Source organism: Mangrovibacterium sp. (assembly GCF_041596335.1).
Taxonomy (GTDB): domain Bacteria; phylum Bacteroidota; class Bacteroidia; order Bacteroidales; family Prolixibacteraceae; genus Mangrovibacterium.
In genome coordinates this window covers 1-17,601 of sequence record NZ_JBFHIT010000016.1, presented here as the reverse complement: position 1 = coordinate 17,601, position 17,601 = coordinate 1, and the positions used below count along the sequence as shown (strand labels likewise).

Here is a 17,601-nt window from a genome sequence, read left to right as displayed (position 1 = left end):
AAAACAGAAACCCGCCCTCAAGCGGGTTTTTTTAGGTATTAATTCGAAAGATATCCTGCACATTTTTTATCGCAATCGGTTTTATTGCTTAAATTTGTGCGCTTTTAGGAACAATTAAATTTTACGATTTTGTCAGCAACCAAGTACATCTTTGTAACGGGAGGTGTTACCTCCTCATTAGGAAAAGGAATTGTAGCAGCCTCATTGGCTAAGTTATTGCAAGCCAGAGGTTATTCCGTCACTATCCAGAAGCTAGACCCCTATATCAATGTTGATCCGGGTACTTTGAACCCTTATGAACACGGGGAGTGTTTTGTCACAGAAGATGGTGCTGAAACAGACCTTGACCTTGGGCATTACGAACGTTTCCTGAACGTTCCGACCTCTCAGGCCAATAATGTTACAACTGGTCGGATTTATCAGTCGGTTATTAATAAGGAACGCCGTGGGGATTATCTGGGAAAAACGGTCCAGATTATTCCACACATCACCGACGAAATAAAACGTAAAATTAAATTTCTGGGTACGAAACGAAACTACGATATCGTCGTCACAGAAATTGGTGGAACAGTGGGTGATATGGAGTCACTTCCATACATCGAAGCGGTTCGCCAGTTGAAATGGGAGTTGGGCTCGAGCGCGCTGGTGGTTCACTTAACTTTGGTGCCGTTCCTGGCAGCTTCAGGTGAGCTTAAAACCAAGCCAACTCAACACTCCGTAAAAATGTTGCTCGAAAACGGAGTTCAACCCGATGTGTTGGTGTTGCGTACGGAGCACGATTTAAATACCAGTCTGCGTAAAAAGGTTGCTCTGTTTTGTAATGTTGATAGCGATGCGGTAGTTCAATCGATTGATGTAGAGACGATTTACGAAGTGCCAAATAAAATGCTGGAGGAAAAATTAGATCTTACAGTATTGAAAAAATTGCGACTTCCACACAAAAATGAACCCAAACTAGATGATTGGAACGAGTTTTTATCAAAACTGAAAAACCCGGAGCGAGAGATCAAAATCGGTTTGGTTGGGAAATATGTTGAACTTGCAGACGCCTACAAATCGATTGCTGAGGCATTAATACATGCCGGAGCAATTAACCGAGTGAAAGTGAATCTTCAGTGGATACACTCGGAGGATATTACGAAGAAAAATGTAGCGGAAATATTAGGTGACCTCCAGGGAGTAATTATTGCACCCGGATTTGGGCATCGGGGAATTGAAGGTAAGATTCTGGCCACTAAGTTCATTCGTGAAAATAACATTCCATTCCTTGGTATTTGTCTAGGGATGCAAATTGCGGTTATTGAATTTGCCCGCAACGTGTTAGGTATGGAAGGAGCCGATTCAACCGAGATGAATGAAAAAACCAACTTCCCGGTTATCGGCCTGATGGAAGATCAGAAAGGAATTACCGAAAAGGGTGGTACCATGCGATTGGGTGCCTATACTTGCCATATTAATGATAAAAAATCGAAGTTGTATCAAGCCTACGGATCACAGGAAATTCGGGAGCGTCATCGTCATCGTTATGAATTTAACAATGAGTACCTGGATGCTTTTAAAAAGGGCGGTATGAATCCTGTGGGAATCAACCCTGACACGAATTTGGTGGAAGTGGTTGAAATTCCGAATCACAAGTGGTTTGTTGGTGTGCAATATCACCCCGAATACAGCAGTACCGTGCTTAATCCTCATCCGCTGTTTGTGGCATTTGTAAAAGCCGCAAATAGTTAATATAAGTAAATAAATTAAATTATGGATAAAAACACAGTAGTCGGGATAGTTTTAATCATTGCTATCCTGATTGGATTTAGTTACCTGAACAAGCCGTCGCAGGAGGAGCTTGATGCGTTGAAACGGCGCCAGGATTCGATTGCGCAGATTGAAATTCAGCAGCAGCAAGAAGCTCAGATCCATGCGAAGCAAATGGCGGAGAAACAACAAGCTTCTTTTGTTGCGGATACTACTGCGGAAACGATGAATGCAGCTGTAGACCGATTCGGGTTGTTTGCCGCAGGGGCAAACGGAGAGGAGAAATTTATTACTCTGGAAAACAACCTGATGAAGGTGCGCATCTCAACTAAGGGGGGACGGATTTATTCGGTCGAATTGAAAGGTTATCAAACCTACGATTCGTTGCCATTGATTCTATTTGATGGCCCCGAAACACAGTTTGGGTTGAACTTCTTTTCTCAAAATAGAAGTATTAAAACCGATGAATTGTTCTTCATTCCTTCATCCAGCCAGAATGACTTGTTAGCCTCCGGACCCGAAGTGAAAAAAGGCAAGGAAGGCAATGTTAACTTCAACGAAGAGAATCCGGGTAATTCACAGAGTATAACGATGACTCTTGATGCCGGAAATGGCAGATCGTTGAAATATGTATACAGTTTGGCTTACAACTCGTATATGGTTGGTTTCGACATAAAAACAGTGGGATTGAGTGATGTTATCGCTGCCAATGTTGATTACCTGAACTTTAACTGGGCTTATGCAGGCCCTCGACTGGAAAGAAAATCTGAATTTGGCGAAGATCGGTATACATCGATCAACTATAAGTATTTTGGCGACGAGGTAGATAAATTGGATCCGGCGAAAACTAGTGAGGAGTCATTGAAAACCAAAGTGAAATGGGTCAGCTTTAAACAATTGTTTTTCAATGCGACCATTATTGCCGATGACGCGTTTCCAACAGCTGATATCAAATATACATACGACGAAGAAAATATCAGTAAAGTTGGCGATTTCTACGCCGACATAGCAATCCCTTATAATCCGGCACAAGATCAAGATTTTGGAATGCAGTTCTACTTCGGCCCCAATCACTACAATACACTAAAACAGTACGACATTGATCTGGATCGCCTGGTGAATCTGGGTTATTCGGTGTTGCGCTATGTAAACCGTTGGTTGGTGATTCCGGTATTTAATTTCCTTAAAAACTATATCGGAAACTTCGGTATTATCATCCTGTTGCTCACCATCTTCATCAAGATGATTCTGTTTCCGTTCACCTATAAATCATACATTTCTCAGGCAAAAATGCGTGCGTTGAAACCTGAGGTGGATGAGTTGAGCGAGAAATTTGGCAAGGACAAACCAATGGAGAAACAACAGGCAACAATGGCTTTGTATAAAAAAGCTGGAGTTAATCCAATGGGCGGTTGTTTGCCAATGTTGTTGCAAATGCCGATTCTGTTTGCCATGTTCTTCTTCTTCCCAACGTCTATTGAGTTGAGACAAGAACAATTTCTGTGGGCAAACGACTTGTCATCTTTTGATTCAATCTTTAATTTGCCTTTCTCAATTCCGTTCTATGGGGATCATGTGAGTTTGTTCTGTTTGTTAATGACTGTAACCACAATCATTTCAACAAAATTGAATTCGCAAGCCACCAGCAACAACGCGATGCCGGGGATGCAAACCATGATGTATATTATGCCGGTTATGTTCCTGTTCATCCTGAACAACTATCCGGCAGGTTTGAGCTACTATTACTTTTTAGCCAACCTGATTACGATTGGTCAAATGTATTTGTTCCGTGTTTTGATCGACGAAGACAAGATTCGGGCGAAATTACACGCTAACAAGAAAAAGGGGCCGGTTAAGAAATCGAAGTTTCAACAACGACTTGAACAAATGGCTAAAGAGCGAGGCGTTCAAATGCCAAAATAAAATTTAATGCTACCTTCGGGTAGCATTTTTTTTGCCCAATGATTTGTATCTTTAAGATTGACAGTCGATAAAAAGGCTGTTTTCATTTTGATGTTTCATAAAAAACGAATGACAATGTATCAATATCAAGCTGAAATTGTAAAAGTTGTTGATGGCGACACCTGTGAGCTCGACATCGATTTGGGCATGAGTGTGTGGGTGAGAGGGGAACGTGTTCGCCTTTATGGCGTGGATACCCCCGAAGTTTATGGGGTGAAAAAGGATTCGGAAGAGTACATGAAGGGGAAATTGGCATCTGATTTCGTTAAATCGCTCATTAAAAAGGGCGATCTGGCGATTGTTGAAACGCTGAAAGATTCGAAAGGAAAGTATGGGCGATACCTGGCAGTGGTCTACATCCGGATCAGTTCTGACATTCTGGATGGCCTAACGAATATTCGTGCTGTAGGCGACTTCTATTGCCTGAATGATGTGTTGATTGCCAAAGGATTTGCACAGCCGTATTTCCTCTGATGATTGATTCAGTAAATACAATCGCTCAAATTACCCTTTTATGCCGTTTATTACAGTTCGGTATGCACACCGAAAAACCTGACGTTAGAGTAGCCGACCAGTAAGATGATTTTCTCGGTTTGGAGCCGGTAATAGTGATTTGGTTGTTGTGATTTTGTGTCGGAGCGATTTTGGATCAATAACGAAATAGTGCCGATAAGCAAACCATAGCCTGGACTGTAAATTGAACTCGGAAAATGGTATTTGCTCGTGAAGATCGGCTAAGGCCGGAGTGGAATGAGGCGGTGATTTAGGGTGGCGCACAGTATGTCTCGTAGGACTTGGATCATAGAATAATGTTGAATCGAAAAATTCCGGAAATGAAAAATTTACGTATTGTGTTTTGTGGGATAGTGCTATTGCTGCTGTTTGGATGTAGTAATACCCCCAAAAAGGAAACAATAACAAAATCAGAGATTGAAGTAAAAGCTGCGGCTTTCACTTCCGTAACGCTTACAACCGATTTGTCGGTCCTAACAGAAAGCGAAAGGCAAATGTTGCCTCTGATGTTTGAGGCAGCAAAAATTATGGATGATTTGTTTTGGATCGAAGCTTACGGTGATAAAAACGCCATTCTGGCCAAAGCCGATAGCGAAGCGATGCGAAAATTCATCGGAATAAATTACGGTCCGTGGGAGCGACTGAATGATAACAAGCCTTTTGTTGCTGGTATTGGTGAAAAACCAGACGGAGCTCAGTTTTATCCGGAGGATATGAGTGTTGACGAATTTAACGCGTGGGATGAGCCAGACAAGGCAAGTCTATACACGCTTATTCGGCGCGATTCGGTAGGGAAGCTAAAAGCGATTCCGTATCATCAGGCATTTGAAAGTCAGATTCAGCTTGCTGTTGGATACATCCGGCAGGCAGCACAATTGGCTGAAGATCCGGGATTGAAAAATTACCTGGAGTTGCGAGCCGATGCTTTGTTGACGGATGACTATTATGCCAGCGATCTGGCCTGGATGGACATGAAAGATAACATGATTGATTTTGTGGTAGGGCCAATCGAAAACTACGAAGATCAGCTTTTTGGATACAAAGCAGCTCATGAAGCATTCATTTTGATTAAGGATAAGGAATGGAGCGATCGGCTATCGAAATTTGCCACTTTATTGCCCGATTTGCAAAAGCAACTTCCCTGTGATGCACCCTACAAAAGTGAAAGGCCTGGTGCCGATTCCGACCTGAATGCCTATGATGTGATTTATTACGCGGGTGATTGTAATGCCGGCAGTAAAACAATAGCTATAAATTTGCCCAACGATGAACGGGTTCGTACGGAGAAAGGCAGTCGTAAGCTACAACTTAAAAACGCCATGCAGGCAAAATTCGATAAGATATTGCTGCCAATTTCTGAATTGCTGATTGCTGAGGAACAACGGAAACATGTTAAGTTCGATGCTTTTTTTGAAAACACTATGTTTCACGAAGTTGCCCATGGCTTGGGAATGGGAAATACAATCGACGCTACTAAAACCGTTCGCCAGGCTTTGCGCGAGACCTATTCTTCCATCGAAGAAGGGAAAGCCGACATACTTGGCCTTTGGGTGGTTTATAAATTGAATGAAATGGGGGAGTTGGGTGACAAAGATATGATGGATAATTTCGTCACATTCATGGCGGGTATCTTTCGATCAGTTCGGTTTGGCGCAGCAAGCGCGCACGGAAAAGCCAACATGATTCGATTTAACTATTTTGCGGAATTAGGTGCGTTTGAACGCGACGAACAAACTGGCGTGTACCGGGTTAACTATGAAAAAATGAAAACCGCGATGATAAAACTTTCCGACTTACTTTTAGTAGTGCAAGGTAATGGCGACTATGTTCATGCAAAGAGTTTGTTGGATAAATATGGCGTTATTCCGGAATCGCTCCAAAACGATCTGAACCGGATTAATACGTTCGGAATTCCGGTCGATATTGTTTTCGAGCAAGGGCCAAAAGTTGCAGGACTCTGAAATGTGTCTGATTGAACAATAAAGTAAATGAAGTCTATCGAATTATTGATAGACTTCATTTCGTTTTCACTAATGTAAACTCGAATGTTTACTTGTTCTTTTTAAACCACATACGATTACCAACATTGTAGAAATCATCTTTCAACTCCGGATTCGTAACCAGCTGATCTTCGCGATAGGGTAAATAGGGAACCATCACATCATCGCCTACATTCCAGTTTGCCGGAGTCAACACCATTTCCTGATCCGTTGCCTGAAGTGCAGACACAATACGTTCAATCTCAAGCATATTCCGGCCAATCTCTATCGGGTAGAAGTTGATGGAACGTACAACGTTCTTTGAATCGATAATGTACACACCCCGAATGTCGCGACTAGTGCTTGTTGGGGTATGAAGCATTCCGTAAGCTTTCGAAGCAACCATGGAGTGATCATCGATCAACGGAAATTCGATGGTTTGAGGGCCACGGTTTTTGTAATCTAATTCTTCTAAATGGGCGACCCACATTTTGTGTTGCGATAGATTATCAGTCGAAATCACCGCGACTTTTACATTCATCGCTTCAAATTCTTTTTGCATGAACGCAAGTTCAAGCAATTCAGAAGAACACACAGGAGTGAAATCTTTCGGATGGCTGAAGATAATTTTCCAACTGGTTCCATAATCATCCGGGAAGGTTAATTCACCTTGAGTTGTTTGAGCAGTAAAGGAGGGAGCTGTTGATCCGATTAGAGGGATCGCGTTCTTTTGTGCAAATGTTGTCGCAACTAAAAAAAAGAACATCACTAGGGAAACAGAGAGTTTTTTCATAACATGGATGTGTTAATTTTGTATTGAACTTTAAATGGGGGGTAAGTTATTGATAGTACGACATGAGAACAGGAAAGTTGGATAAAAAGATGATAAAATCTGAATAGTAATCAGTTAAAGAACGAATAAACCGAACTTATGGTTCCAAAAAAAACGCTTTGTTGATGAGTTTAAAATCAGTAAAGGATTTGTTCTAATTGTTTGTAAATGTGGGAATATTCTTGAAGTGTGAATATCCCCACGTAATCATTTGTTTAAAATAAAGAGGTAGATCGTCCTGCCTTTTATTTTTATCGAAAAAGCATTTTAAACCACATGTCGGTTTGCATTAACTGATTGGCATCCTCTTCAAATTGACACTTTACATGCATCATATTCACTGACTCTTCAAACTCCTCGTAGGTAAATTCGTAGCCTAGCTCCTTCATTTTATCGAAAATTTGATTTGGTTCACACTGATTTATTTCTTTCCGAAATTCCCGATTCTTTTGCGACTCGCGAATAAATTTCATTGCATCCTGAATTGCCATACGCTTCTATTTTTAGTTTATTCTAAAATTGATTGCTTCCGACATAAATGTGGGAGAACAACCCTTAAATCCTACGATTTGGTCCGATATTTCGCCTAAGGTAGGGGTTACAACTAAGTCGGCAAATGCTGTACCGAAAAACAGGAGCAAAAGTTGAAGATCAATTGTATTTGCTTTACGCATTTTCAGTTTGCTGATATGCGGCTGTGTGTTCTACCGACAATCTTTTCTATTTTAGCTAACTTTATTTAGGCCGGTAGAAAGTGCCAATGAATGAAATTTGAATTGAAGTTGTAGCACATGAAAAAGCATATTGTTGTAACAGGCGGAGCACAGGGAATCGGAAAAGTTGTAAGTCTGTATTTGGTCACGAAGGGATTTCGGGTGACCGTACTGGAGAATGACGCGGACGCAATCGCTGAAATGAAGGTCGAGCATCAACATCCTGATCTGAGTCTGCTGCAAACAGATATCGCTGTTGAGAAGGAGGTTAAGCAAGCGATGGAACTTGCAGTTAGTAAAACCGGTCGAATTGATGGTTTGATTAATAATGCGGCGGTTGCGATTAACAAACCCATTGGTGAGCTGCCGTTTGAGGAGTGGAACCGGGTGATCGCTGTTAATCTCTCCGGACCATTTCTGTGTGTAAAATATGCGGAAGAAGCGCTTAAAAAGAGCCGGGGTTCTATCATCAATATTTGTTCGACCAGAGCATTGCAGTCTGAGCCGAATACTGAAGCATATTCTGCCTCCAAAGGTGGGCTGCTATCGTTAACACATGCACTGGCGGTGAGCCTGGGGCCGGAAGTAAAAGTCAATGCGATCAGCCCGGGATGGATCGATGTTCCGTCTGTGAAAAAAAAGTCTGAAGCGCGTCAAGTTGATTTAAAGTCTGAAGATCACCATCAGCATCCGGCAGGACGAGTTGGCAAGGGTGAAGATGTGGCGCAATTCGTTTACTTTTTACTACAAGCTGAAAATGATTTTATTACCGCCCAAAATTTTGTGATCGACGGGGGAATGACCAAGAAAATGATCTACGTGGACTAGTTTGACCGGTCGATCAGGCTTTTTCAAGAACAAGTTCGACAGGTACGTATTTCTCGATAGAGCTAATCAGATCGTTTTTTGTAATTGGTTTAAATAGAACACAATCACAGCCGCATTCGAGCGAAATTTCACGACCTGTTAAATCGGAAAAGGCTGTTTGCATGATAATGGGCAAGTTTGGGCGCAACGTCTTAATTTGTCGGGTTGCCTCCATTCCATCCATGACAGGCATGCCAACGTCCATTAGTACAAGTCCAATATCCGGTTGCGTTTTGCACAGATCAACCGCCATTTTGCCATTATACGCTCTGATTATTTCAATTTTAAATTTCCTTAGAATTGCTGCCAGATATAGATAATTGTAATTCTCATCTTCAGCAATAACCACTTTTAAGCCGCTTTGGCAGATCTCTTTTTCTAAACTCATATTTACTTCACCATCGATGTACACAAAGTTAAACCGAGGGCAAGGTAGAAAATCCAATTTATTTCGCAACTTGTATTGTTAAGTGGGGCGTTTTTTTTCAAAGTGAGTTTCGTTGGATAAACAAAAAAGGACTTTTAATGCGGGTGAAATTTTTTTCAAGAATCATTTCTGCAGCCGTTTTCCCTATTTCATCGTGGTTCGTTGAAATAGTGGAGATTCCATCGCATAAGATTTCTTTTACCTGATTTTCATTGTACGAAATAATTCCGACATCTTTCCCCGGTATCCAGTTGCGCGTTTTCAAGCATTTAATAAACTGATACAGATCGGGATCAGTAACCAACACATAGGCTTCATTTTCAATAATATCATCATCTGATAGGTTGTCGATAATTCTGAAATCGAAATGTTGCGACTGACAAAAATGAGTGAATCCTTTTTTTATGTTCGTAGAGTAGAACTCGTTAGGAGGGAAAACAAGGTTGAGACGAGCATATTTTCGGAGTAACCCAATTGCTTGATTTAAGGCATTTTGAATGTCCTTGTCGTATTCCTGATAGACAACCGGATAATCATCAAGTTCTTTCCAGTAGCGGTCGATAATAAGCACTTTATCCTTTGGTATTTTCTGAATTACGGGTAGCGCTGCAGCCGTGTCATTTCTAAAATGTGGCAGAATGACAAAGTAGTCGTAATGCTTGAGATGTTCGTTGATGATGGTTTCAAAGGCATTCAGGTCGTACTGATAAATGTATACATCGACACTGGCTTTTGAGCCCATCGTTTGAATAAACGAGTTATAGAGACTACGCTTATAGTTGCTCAGTTTGTTAAAGATCATGGCAATTTTAAGACGTTTGCCAGTATCGGTTTTACTTACATAATACCCCTTTCCTTTTACCGAAATAAGAATGCCTTTTCGCCGTAGATTGACATAAGCTTTTTCAACCGTGTCGCGTGATAGCAACAACTCCTCACTGGTTTCGTTAATGGAAGGGATGCGTTGTCCTTGCTTGAAAATTCCGGAATCAATATCTTTCAGAATAAGCTTTTCTACCTGCAAGTACTTGGGTACTTCCGATTCGTTATCGATTTTTTTAGGATCTGCCATTGCATAAAAAATTACCGTGTCGCTTTCGACAAATTATAACACTATATGTTTAAATAGCCAGGTATATTGGAAAACCATTTTTCAAAATCACGGAAATTAGAAAAAAAACAATCATTTGGAGGGAAAAATATCCAAAAATTATTTATCAAAGTGTCGGTTACATCAACAGATGAAGAGATTGCTTGTTTTGAGCCCATCGAAATTAAACTTTATATGTTTTTCAACATTTTTGAAGCTACATTGTTTCAAAAAGAAAAAATTTCATGCCAATAAATATTCCAGAAACCGGGCAGAAAAGAATCGTGATTGTGGGAGCCGGTTTTGCAGGTTTAAAGCTTGCCAGAAAGTTAAAGAACGAGAACTGTCAACTGGTGTTGATTGATCGGAATAATTACCACCAGTTTCAACCGCTTTTTTATCAGGTAGCTACTTCCGGGCTTGAACCCAGCGCTATTTCGTTTCCGTTGCGGAAGATTTTTCAGAAGGAAAAGAATATCTATATCCGCGTTACGCATGTAACCGATATTGATCCGGTGAAGAAACAAATACTCACTCCGATGGGGCACGTGTGGTACGATGCGTTGGTAATAGCCACAGGCGCTACGACAAATTTTTTCGGTATGGAGGGAGTAACCAAGCATGGAATTCCGATGAAATCAGTCTCGGAAGCCGTGTATCTCCGGAACTCATTGTTGCTTAATTTCGAACGCGCAGTTACGATTCGCGATCGGGATGAGTTGCAGCGTTTGCTGAACGTTGTGGTTGTAGGTGGTGGCCCGACTGGTGTAGAAGTTTGCGGTGCGTTGGCCGAAATGAAGCGATTTGTGCTTCCCAAGGACTATCCGGATCTAGATTTCAATTTAATGCAGATCACCCTGATCGAGGCCAATCCACACCTGTTGCATGGGATGAGCGCCAAAGCGGCTGAAAAATCGCTTCTATACCTCAAAGAGTTGGGAGTTAACGTAATGCTTGATTGCCGGGTGACCAACTACGATGGTAAGCAGATTACGCTTGAAGACGGCGAAGAATTGCAAAGTGAAACACTCGTTTGGGCAGCAGGCGTCCGTGGGCAGGTTCCAGCCGGCGTTGATCAGAAATACATGGCGCGGGGAAACCGCGTCAAGGTCAATCGAATGAACGAAGTTGAAGGGTTGGATGGTGTATATGCCATTGGCGACATTGCCTATATGGAAACCCCCAACTATGCGAACGGACATCCGCAGGTGGCGCAAGTTGCCTTGCAGCAAGCCGTAAACTTAGGAAATAATTTTGCGCGACAATTTAGAGGGGAGCAAGCTAAACCATTCGAATACAACGATAAGGGATCGATGGCGACAGTTGGCCGAAACCGGGCAGTTGTAGACTTGTCGTTGTGGAAGTTTTCAGGGGCTTTTGCTTGGCTGGTTTGGATGTTTGTTCACCTCATGTCGATTGTGGGGGTGAAAAACCGATTGTTGATTTTTATTAACTGGCTCTGGAAATATTTCACCTTTGATCAGTCGCTTCGATTAATTTTACGCCCGTCGAAAAAGGCACAAGAGCGACCGTTGTAAAACAAGTGTGGTTCAATTTGTAGCCAAAGAAAAAAGACGATTGCTTTTGCGATCGTCTTTTTTTCATTTTGATTATCCCTTGTTGTTAATCGTTTCTTCTATTTCCTCAGGCGTAATTGGAACACGATTACCGAGTAATTCGCAACCGGTTTCAGTCACTACAAGGTTGTCTTCCAGACGAATTCCGCCAAAGGTCTTATAGCTTTCCAATTTTTCAAAATTGATGAAATCGGCATTTGTTTTTTCGCTTCGCCATTTATCGATCAGTGCCGGAATAAAGTAAATGCCAGGCTCATTGGTGAGCACATAACCGGCTTCAAGCTTTTTGCCTAACCGAAGGTAGGCCGTTCCGAATTGGTCGATTGGTCGAGTCTCATCATCGTAACCAACGTAGATCTGACCCAGGTCTTCCATGTCATGAACGTCAAGCCCCATCATGTGGCCCAGCCCATGCGGGAAGAATAGCGCGTGTGCTCCATTTTTTACCGCTTCTTTGACATCACCTTTCATCAATCCCAACTCTTTCAAGCCCGAAGCAATCACTTCAGCCGTTGATAGGTGAATGCTTTGGTAAGTAGTTCCGGCTTTTATTTTCGATGCGGCGTGGTTAATTGCAGCCAAAGCGATTTCGTAAACTTCGCGTTGTTGTTGATTAAATTTTCCGCCCACCGGCGTGGTTCGGGTAAAGTCGGAGGCATAATGCATGAGACTTTCAGCCCCGGCATCGACCAACATCAATTTCCCTTCTTTCAAATACCCTGTATGCTGGTGGTTGTGCAAAATCTCTCCATGCTGTGAAAGAATGATCGGATAAGACGGGCCTGAACCTTTCGCCCGGGCGATACCTTCCAGTGTCCCGGCAATCGTTTGCTCCCATGCTCCCGGTGTTGCCATCTGCATCGCTTTTACATGCATTTCGTAGCCAATCCCACAAGCAGTTCTAATTTCGTTAAGTTCTCCTGAGTCTTTAATCGAGCGCATGGAAATGACCGCCTTAACCAATTCTAACGAACTGTATTCTTTGAGTTTGGAGCACTGTATTCCCAGAAGTTCCTGTAAAAGCAGTTTATTTTCAGCTCTGTAAGGAGGTAGAAAGTGGATCCTTCTACCTTGTCGGATTGCACTGGCGATATGGTCAAATAACTTGCTGTATGATTCTGTTTTATCAACGCCAACGCGAGCTGCATTTTCCTGCAGGCTGACTTGTGGCCCCATCCAAATAACATCTTCGATACTCGCATCATCTCCAAACAGGAGGTCATTCCCTCCGTCAACATCAATCAGACCGGCTAAACCTTGAAAATCGAGTCCGAAATAATACAGAAAACTGCTGTCTTGCCTGAAATGGTAGGTGTTGTCAGCGTAGTTCATCGGAACATCAACATTTCCGGGGAGTACGATTAGCCCATCTGTTACCAACTCTTTCAGTCTCTTACGTCTATTCCGGTATATTTCTGCTCTAAACATGATCTTGGATTAAAGTTACTATTGAATGGTAAAGATATCGATTTAATGGGATGGAATTTATGACTTTTCCCGGACAGGATATCAATTATGATTTTTAACGTGTTCGTTAACTACTATCAAACATATAACTGTATGGTTGATCAAGCGTAAAAAATAATACAACGCAATACTGATAAATTATGGGAAATACTTTAATAAACTATATGAACAGGCGTGTTGGGGATGAACGGAAGAAAAGCCCTTCGCCGAATAGAATGGCTGGTCCGGTTATTACCCTGTCCCGCGAAGTTGGTTGCGGGGGAATTGCATTCGCATCTCTTTTAGCTGAAGAATTAAACAAGGCTGTTTATTGCAAAAAATGGCAGGTGGTTAGTAAAGAAGTGTTGCATGCAAGTGCAAACGAGTTGCAAGTACATCCTGAAAAAGTACATCGTGTTTTCTCGCGCGAAGAGCATACCACATTCGATGAAATCCTGTCTGCGTTCAGTAGTAAATATTATAAAAGTAACCGGACAATTACTAAAACGGTTCGTGAAGTAATTCGGAATTTTGCCTGCGATGGTTGCTGTATAATTGTTGGACGAGCCGGCCACCTTATTGCTGATGATATTGAAAACGCCTTGCATGTTCGCTTGGTTGCACCAATCCGGTGGCGGGTTGATTCACTGATGGTTCGTAAAAAATTAGAACACGCAGATGCCTTGAAATACATCAAGGAAACCGATAAGGAACGGACGATTTTCAGGGATCATTTCAGAAAGAATAAACACGAGGAAGAAAGATTCGATTTAGTGGTCGATATTTCTCGTTTCGAAATCGCTCAGGTTGTTAAAATTGTTCTTGCGGCTTTCGAAGCGAGAGGAATTAACGAACGACTGAAAAAAACTATTCCACACTTTGGCTAGTCTCAACAATCGATATACAAATTAGAATATGTCACTTGCAAATGGAACTGCAGGTGACTTTTTATTAGGTGTTGGTGGCAGCGATTTTTTCCTGTGGGTTGTCGGCCCGGAAGGCCCCCACCAGACAAAGCAGGCAAATAATCAGACAAATCCATGAAGCAATTGCGTAGGTTCCAAATTGCGACAAGGATAAGCTAAATAGCAAAGGACCAATGGCGCTAAAAAAAACAATTAAGGTGAGTGAGAATCCGCTGATCTCGCCCAGATATTGCCGCCCAAAAAATCGAGGCCAGGCTACCCCAATCAAAATAGCATACATGCCACTGGCTATTCCGTTGCCTGCAATTAGCAGGTAGTAAAACATTGTAATATTTAAAAACGGGAGGCTGAATGCAGAAATAGACTGTCCGATCAGCAGTAAAATCAGGAGGTATTTCAATTTAATGTAATCGCTCAGATAGCCTCCAACCAAGGTAAATACAACAGCAATCATTGAGGCCGGAATGAAAATAAACAATGCATCGGCTTTATCCATTTGTACCTGGTCAAAAATCGAAACAATATTGAAGATGAATCCGGTCATCATTAGGGCATGGACGGCCATTGAGATACTGAAGATCCAAAATACATAGGTTTTTCGAGCTTCCTTTAGCCGATATTGTCGTTGGGCTTTTTGCAAAATGGGGCTTTGCGTCGGTTCCCGATTTGCTTCACCATCCGGATTCAGGCCACAATCTTCGGGGTTGTCGCGGTAAAAAATGAATACGACCAAACTGAAAAATAAGGCAGCTACAAGCCCAATTGAGATCCAGGCTCCGCGCCAGCCAAATTTCTCGATAAGAAGATCGAAAACTAACGGAGCAACCGAAAAACCCAACGAAACGAACACACTACTGATTCCACCGGTTAATCCCCGTTTGGAGATGAACCATTTCATGATCATGTTGCGCGAAAGCATGGTTAGTGCGCCTTGCCCCGAAAGTCGCAAAATGAAAAAACCAACCGATAAAACGGTGGCACCAACGTAAAACTGTGCTGCCTGCAGATTTAGAAGTTTGCCCAGGAAGAGCGCAATTCGGTCCGATTGACTTAAGTAAAACAGTACAAAACCTAAAACAACAGCCGTGAGCATTCCCATCCAGCGGGCACCGATTTTGTCGTATAATTTTCCGGCGTGGGTAAGCAAAAACGAACTGCTTACGGTGCCAATTAAATAGGTTGTGCTTAATTGGTCGCGGGAGATCCCAAAAACATCGATCAGGTAGTCGGTAAAAGTCGCGATACCGGATGTTTGTCCCGGGGCGCTCATAATTATTCCTATGGTACCGAAGGCCAATACAACCCATCCGTAAAAGAACGGAAAGCGCGAAGGCGAGAACGGAATTGTATTGAATTTTTGCTTTGGCACAAATTTGGAATTTGAATTTTACAGTTAAAGAAAAAGAATGGTTTGTTTCCTCATTGGTTTCAAGTATTTCAATTTCTTTTGATCAGCTATTCAATGAGATTTTAGTCAGGGACGGGAATCGACTTTGTAAAATCGGCTCTTGATCTCAAGCGAATAACCGAACTCATTATTCCAGAAGATTGTATTCTCAAGAAATTTTTTTATCCACCAGATACTTATTTCGTTCGGCTGAATTCCGAGAGAAAAGCTCGGCTAAAAAGCCAGCCATGAATAGTTGCGTGCCAATAATCATGGCAGTGAGTGATAAGAAAAAGTAGGGGCTTTCAACAACCTTTGGTGCAGGTATTTCGTGAGCTACAGCAATTAACTTGCTTACTCCAAGCCAAGTTGCAGAACAAAATCCGATAATAAATACCAAGGTGCCCATTAAACCAAAAAAGTGCATGGGGCGTTTGCTGAATTTGGCAATGAAAATAACCGACAACAAATCGAGAGGGCCCCGAATAAAACGTTCGAATCCAAATTTGGTAATTCCGTATTTCCGTTCCTGATGAATAACGACTTTTTCTCCAATCTTTTTAAACCCGGCCCATTTGGCAATAATCGGAATATAGCGATGCATTTCACCATACACCTCAATGCTTTTTACAAGCTGTTTACGATAGGCTTTCAAGCCACAGTTGAAGTCGTGAATTTTGATGCCGGAAGTTCGGCGGGCTATCCAATTGTAAAATTTACTGGGAATATTTTTTGATAAGGCCGGGTCGTAGCGTTTCTTTTTCCATCCAGAAACAAGATCGTATTTTTCCTCAGCAATCATCCGGTACAATTCCGGAATTTCCTCCGGACTGTCTTGTAAATCAGCATCCATGGTAATTACAACATTCCCTTGCGCTTCTCTAAAACCAATATGCAGAGCCGCGGATTTACCATAGTTGCGGCGGAATTTTATTCCTTTGACATCCGGATTTTCGTGGTGCAATCGTTCAATTACCTCCCACGATTGATCGCTGCTGCCATCATCAATTAAAATAATCTCGTACGAAAAACGATTTTTATCCATTACCTTTTTGATCCAACCGGTCAATTCTGGTAAAGATTCTTCTTCATTTAGCAATGGAATAACGACGGAAATATCCACGTGATCAGGGTTAATTTATTACTAGCGGCTAAAGAAACGAATTATTCTTCTGATTTTAGGTCAGACATGGCATCTTCGAATGCATTTTCGTCATCTTGTTTCTTAACGTAGATGGATGATACCAACGAAATGATAACTCCAATGAACGCAAAGGTAAGCAAGCCTGAAAATGCAATTATCAGCGGATTCTGAAATACTCCCATGATTTGGCTGGCCATTTCAATTTGTTCATCCGGAACTCCTTGTTTAAGCATTTGTTCTTCCTGCATAATTCGGATTTGATCAATCAGCCCCGGATCGATGTATTTCATTAATATAACCGTGTATGCTGACTGGATGATGCCGGCAAAGGCCATCAGGCTGACTCCGTAACCAAAAGCTTTTCCGTAACTGATGAAACCACCAAGTTCATGGTTGCGGTATTGAAGCTGGTAGTGAACAACACCAGCAGCCATAATTGCATAGCTAATGATGCCCAGACTGGTATTCAGGTTTTGACCTGTTGCGTATAAAATAACATTGTATACAATAAGGATAATTCCCAAGTATAAGCCGGCAGTCATTGCACTTTTCCAGAACGTAGATTTTTCTTCCATCATTTTATAATTTCGGAGTTTATCGACAAATATATTTGAAATTTTAGATGAATTGAAATAAAAAAATAATTCCTCTACATCGCGGGTACTGTCCGGGCCAGCTAGCTGTGAACCTCAAAGCCGATTTCATGGCTGATATTTTCGGGAAATCAGACGTGGATTGGCAGGAAATAAAAAAAAATAAAAAAAAAGTTGTCGAAATATTTCTTTGAGGACTAATTGCTTAGTCCGTTTGAGGGCGAAAAAATCAGGGTGTAATCGGCGATAGCATTTGCAGTGAATACAAAAATTTCTACTTTTGTCGCCGGGTAAGTCCTGTACGACCAGCTCCCTCTGAATCCCCCCAGGGTCGGAAGGCAGCAAGGGTAGGAGGTTGTAGCGGTGCGATACAGGTAGCTTACCCACTTGCCGAAT

At 41.9% G+C, this 17,601-nt stretch carries 15 protein-coding genes and 1 other RNA gene; 8 read left to right on the top strand and 8 right to left on the bottom strand.

The window, feature by feature from the left end; translation table 11 throughout:
* Nucleotides 1-129: 129 nt before the first annotated feature.
* The 4 genes from ABZD21_RS07735 to ABZD21_RS07720 all read left to right on the top strand — a co-directional run bounded on the left by ABZD21_RS07735 (nucleotide 130) and on the right by ABZD21_RS07720 (nucleotide 6,185).
* Nucleotides 130-1,731 (top strand): CTP synthase, encoded by a 1,602-nt coding sequence (locus tag ABZD21_RS07735; RefSeq protein WP_372774122.1) that lies wholly within the window; start codon nucleotides 130-132, stop codon nucleotides 1,729-1,731.
* A gap of 21 nt (nucleotides 1,732-1,752) precedes the next feature.
* Nucleotides 1,753-3,672, top strand: coding sequence for a membrane protein insertase YidC (gene yidC, locus ABZD21_RS07730; RefSeq protein WP_372774120.1), 1,920 nt, complete (start codon nucleotides 1,753-1,755; stop codon nucleotides 3,670-3,672).
* A 114-nt stretch (nucleotides 3,673-3,786) separates the two neighbouring features.
* On the top strand, nucleotides 3,787-4,185 hold the full coding sequence (locus ABZD21_RS07725; RefSeq protein ID WP_372774119.1) for a thermonuclease family protein: 399 nt from the start codon (nucleotides 3,787-3,789) through the stop codon (nucleotides 4,183-4,185).
* A gap of 359 nt (nucleotides 4,186-4,544) precedes the next feature.
* Complete coding sequence (locus ABZD21_RS07720) at nucleotides 4,545-6,185, top strand: Zn-dependent hydrolase (RefSeq protein WP_372774117.1); 1,641 nt, start codon at nucleotides 4,545-4,547, stop codon at nucleotides 6,183-6,185.
* Between the two features lie 88 nt (nucleotides 6,186-6,273).
* Here the strand turns inward: ABZD21_RS07720 and ABZD21_RS07715 are convergent, their stop codons facing one another.
* The gene (locus tag ABZD21_RS07715; RefSeq protein WP_372774116.1) at nucleotides 6,274-6,996 is read right to left on the bottom strand and encodes a redoxin domain-containing protein; all 723 of its coding nucleotides are present in this window, start codon (nucleotides 6,994-6,996) and stop codon (nucleotides 6,274-6,276) included.
* A gap of 290 nt (nucleotides 6,997-7,286) precedes the next feature.
* The gene (locus ABZD21_RS07710) at nucleotides 7,287-7,526 is read right to left on the bottom strand and encodes a Nif11 family protein (RefSeq protein ID WP_372774115.1); all 240 of its coding nucleotides are present in this window, start codon (nucleotides 7,524-7,526) and stop codon (nucleotides 7,287-7,289) included.
* 300 nt (nucleotides 7,527-7,826) lie between these two features.
* Here ABZD21_RS07710 and ABZD21_RS07705 point away from each other — a divergent pair, with 300 nt between their 5' ends.
* The gene (locus tag ABZD21_RS07705; protein ID WP_372774114.1) at nucleotides 7,827-8,576 is read left to right on the top strand and encodes an SDR family oxidoreductase; all 750 of its coding nucleotides are present in this window, start codon (nucleotides 7,827-7,829) and stop codon (nucleotides 8,574-8,576) included.
* A 13-nt stretch (nucleotides 8,577-8,589) separates the two neighbouring features.
* Here the strand turns inward: ABZD21_RS07705 and ABZD21_RS07700 are convergent, their stop codons facing one another.
* Together ABZD21_RS07700 and ABZD21_RS07695 are read right to left on the bottom strand one after the other, a co-directional pair.
* Nucleotides 8,590-9,003 carry a response regulator gene (locus tag ABZD21_RS07700; protein ID WP_372774113.1) on the bottom strand — a complete coding sequence of 138 codons (414 nt, stop codon included), beginning with the start codon at nucleotides 9,001-9,003 and terminating at the stop codon, nucleotides 8,590-8,592.
* 97 nt (nucleotides 9,004-9,100) lie between these two features.
* A complete protein-coding gene (locus ABZD21_RS07695; protein WP_372774112.1) occupies nucleotides 9,101-10,114 on the bottom strand; it encodes a GntR family transcriptional regulator in 1,014 nt (337 codons plus the stop codon).
* Nucleotides 10,115-10,377: 263 nt separating this feature from the next.
* On the opposite strand from ABZD21_RS07695, the gene ABZD21_RS07690 reads away from it, so the two are divergent.
* Nucleotides 10,378-11,670: an NAD(P)/FAD-dependent oxidoreductase gene (locus tag ABZD21_RS07690; protein ID WP_372774111.1), complete on the top strand. Its 1,293-nt coding sequence runs from the start codon at nucleotides 10,378-10,380 to the stop codon at nucleotides 11,668-11,670.
* Nucleotides 11,671-11,742: 72 nt separating this feature from the next.
* Here the strand turns inward: ABZD21_RS07690 and ABZD21_RS07685 are convergent, their stop codons facing one another.
* Nucleotides 11,743-13,137 (bottom strand): aminopeptidase P family protein, encoded by a 1,395-nt coding sequence (locus ABZD21_RS07685; protein WP_372774110.1) that lies wholly within the window; start codon nucleotides 13,135-13,137, stop codon nucleotides 11,743-11,745.
* Nucleotides 13,138-13,316: 179 nt separating this feature from the next.
* Between ABZD21_RS07685 and ABZD21_RS07680 the strand changes: the two genes are divergently transcribed.
* Nucleotides 13,317-14,042, top strand: coding sequence for an AAA family ATPase (locus ABZD21_RS07680; protein ID WP_372774109.1), 726 nt, complete (start codon nucleotides 13,317-13,319; stop codon nucleotides 14,040-14,042).
* A gap of 64 nt (nucleotides 14,043-14,106) precedes the next feature.
* On the opposite strand, the gene ABZD21_RS07675 is transcribed toward ABZD21_RS07680, so the two are convergent.
* The 3 genes from ABZD21_RS07675 to ABZD21_RS07665 all read right to left on the bottom strand — a co-directional run bounded on the left by ABZD21_RS07675 (nucleotide 14,107) and on the right by ABZD21_RS07665 (nucleotide 17,190).
* Nucleotides 14,107-15,450, bottom strand: a complete 1,344-nt coding sequence (locus ABZD21_RS07675; protein ID WP_372774108.1) for a nitrate/nitrite transporter — start codon at nucleotides 15,448-15,450, stop codon at nucleotides 14,107-14,109.
* A gap of 187 nt (nucleotides 15,451-15,637) precedes the next feature.
* Entirely contained in the window at nucleotides 15,638-16,591 is a 954-nt protein-coding gene (locus ABZD21_RS07670; RefSeq protein WP_372774107.1) for a glycosyltransferase family 2 protein, read from the bottom strand.
* Nucleotides 16,592-16,632: 41 nt separating this feature from the next.
* Complete coding sequence (locus tag ABZD21_RS07665; RefSeq protein WP_372774106.1) at nucleotides 16,633-17,190, bottom strand: DUF4199 domain-containing protein; 558 nt, start codon at nucleotides 17,188-17,190, stop codon at nucleotides 16,633-16,635.
* Nucleotides 17,191-17,493: 303 nt separating this feature from the next.
* Between ABZD21_RS07665 and ffs the strand changes: the two genes are divergently transcribed.
* An RNA gene (gene ffs, locus ABZD21_RS07660) (signal recognition particle sRNA small type) lies at nucleotides 17,494-17,593 on the top strand.
* Nucleotides 17,594-17,601 lie beyond the last annotated feature (8 nt).

Excerpts from the sequence above, each read along its gene's own strand:
- yidC (WP_372774120.1), top strand. The coding sequence starts at position 1,753 with ATGGATAAAAACACAGTAGTCGGGATAGTTTTAATCATTGCTATCCTG.
- ABZD21_RS07725 (WP_372774119.1), top strand. The coding sequence starts at position 3,787 with ATGTATCAATATCAAGCTGAAATTGTAAAAGTTGTTGATGGCGACACC.
- ABZD21_RS07720 (WP_372774117.1), top strand. The coding sequence starts at position 4,545 with ATGAAAAATTTACGTATTGTGTTTTGTGGGATAGTGCTATTGCTGCTG.
- ABZD21_RS07715 (WP_372774116.1), bottom strand. The coding sequence starts at position 6,996 with ATGAAAAAACTCTCTGTTTCCCTAGTGATGTTCTTTTTTTTAGTTGCG.
- ABZD21_RS07710 (WP_372774115.1), bottom strand. The coding sequence starts at position 7,526 with ATGGCAATTCAGGATGCAATGAAATTTATTCGCGAGTCGCAAAAGAAT.
- ABZD21_RS07705 (WP_372774114.1), top strand. The coding sequence starts at position 7,827 with ATGAAAAAGCATATTGTTGTAACAGGCGGAGCACAGGGAATCGGAAAA.
- ABZD21_RS07700 (WP_372774113.1), bottom strand. The coding sequence starts at position 9,003 with ATGAGTTTAGAAAAAGAGATCTGCCAAAGCGGCTTAAAAGTGGTTATT.
- ABZD21_RS07695 (WP_372774112.1), bottom strand. The coding sequence starts at position 10,114 with ATGGCAGATCCTAAAAAAATCGATAACGAATCGGAAGTACCCAAGTAC.
- ABZD21_RS07690 (WP_372774111.1), top strand. The coding sequence starts at position 10,378 with ATGCCAATAAATATTCCAGAAACCGGGCAGAAAAGAATCGTGATTGTG.
- ABZD21_RS07685 (WP_372774110.1), bottom strand. The coding sequence starts at position 13,137 with ATGTTTAGAGCAGAAATATACCGGAATAGACGTAAGAGACTGAAAGAG.
- ABZD21_RS07680 (WP_372774109.1), top strand. The coding sequence starts at position 13,317 with ATGGGAAATACTTTAATAAACTATATGAACAGGCGTGTTGGGGATGAA.
- ABZD21_RS07665 (WP_372774106.1), bottom strand. The coding sequence starts at position 17,190 with ATGATGGAAGAAAAATCTACGTTCTGGAAAAGTGCAATGACTGCCGGC.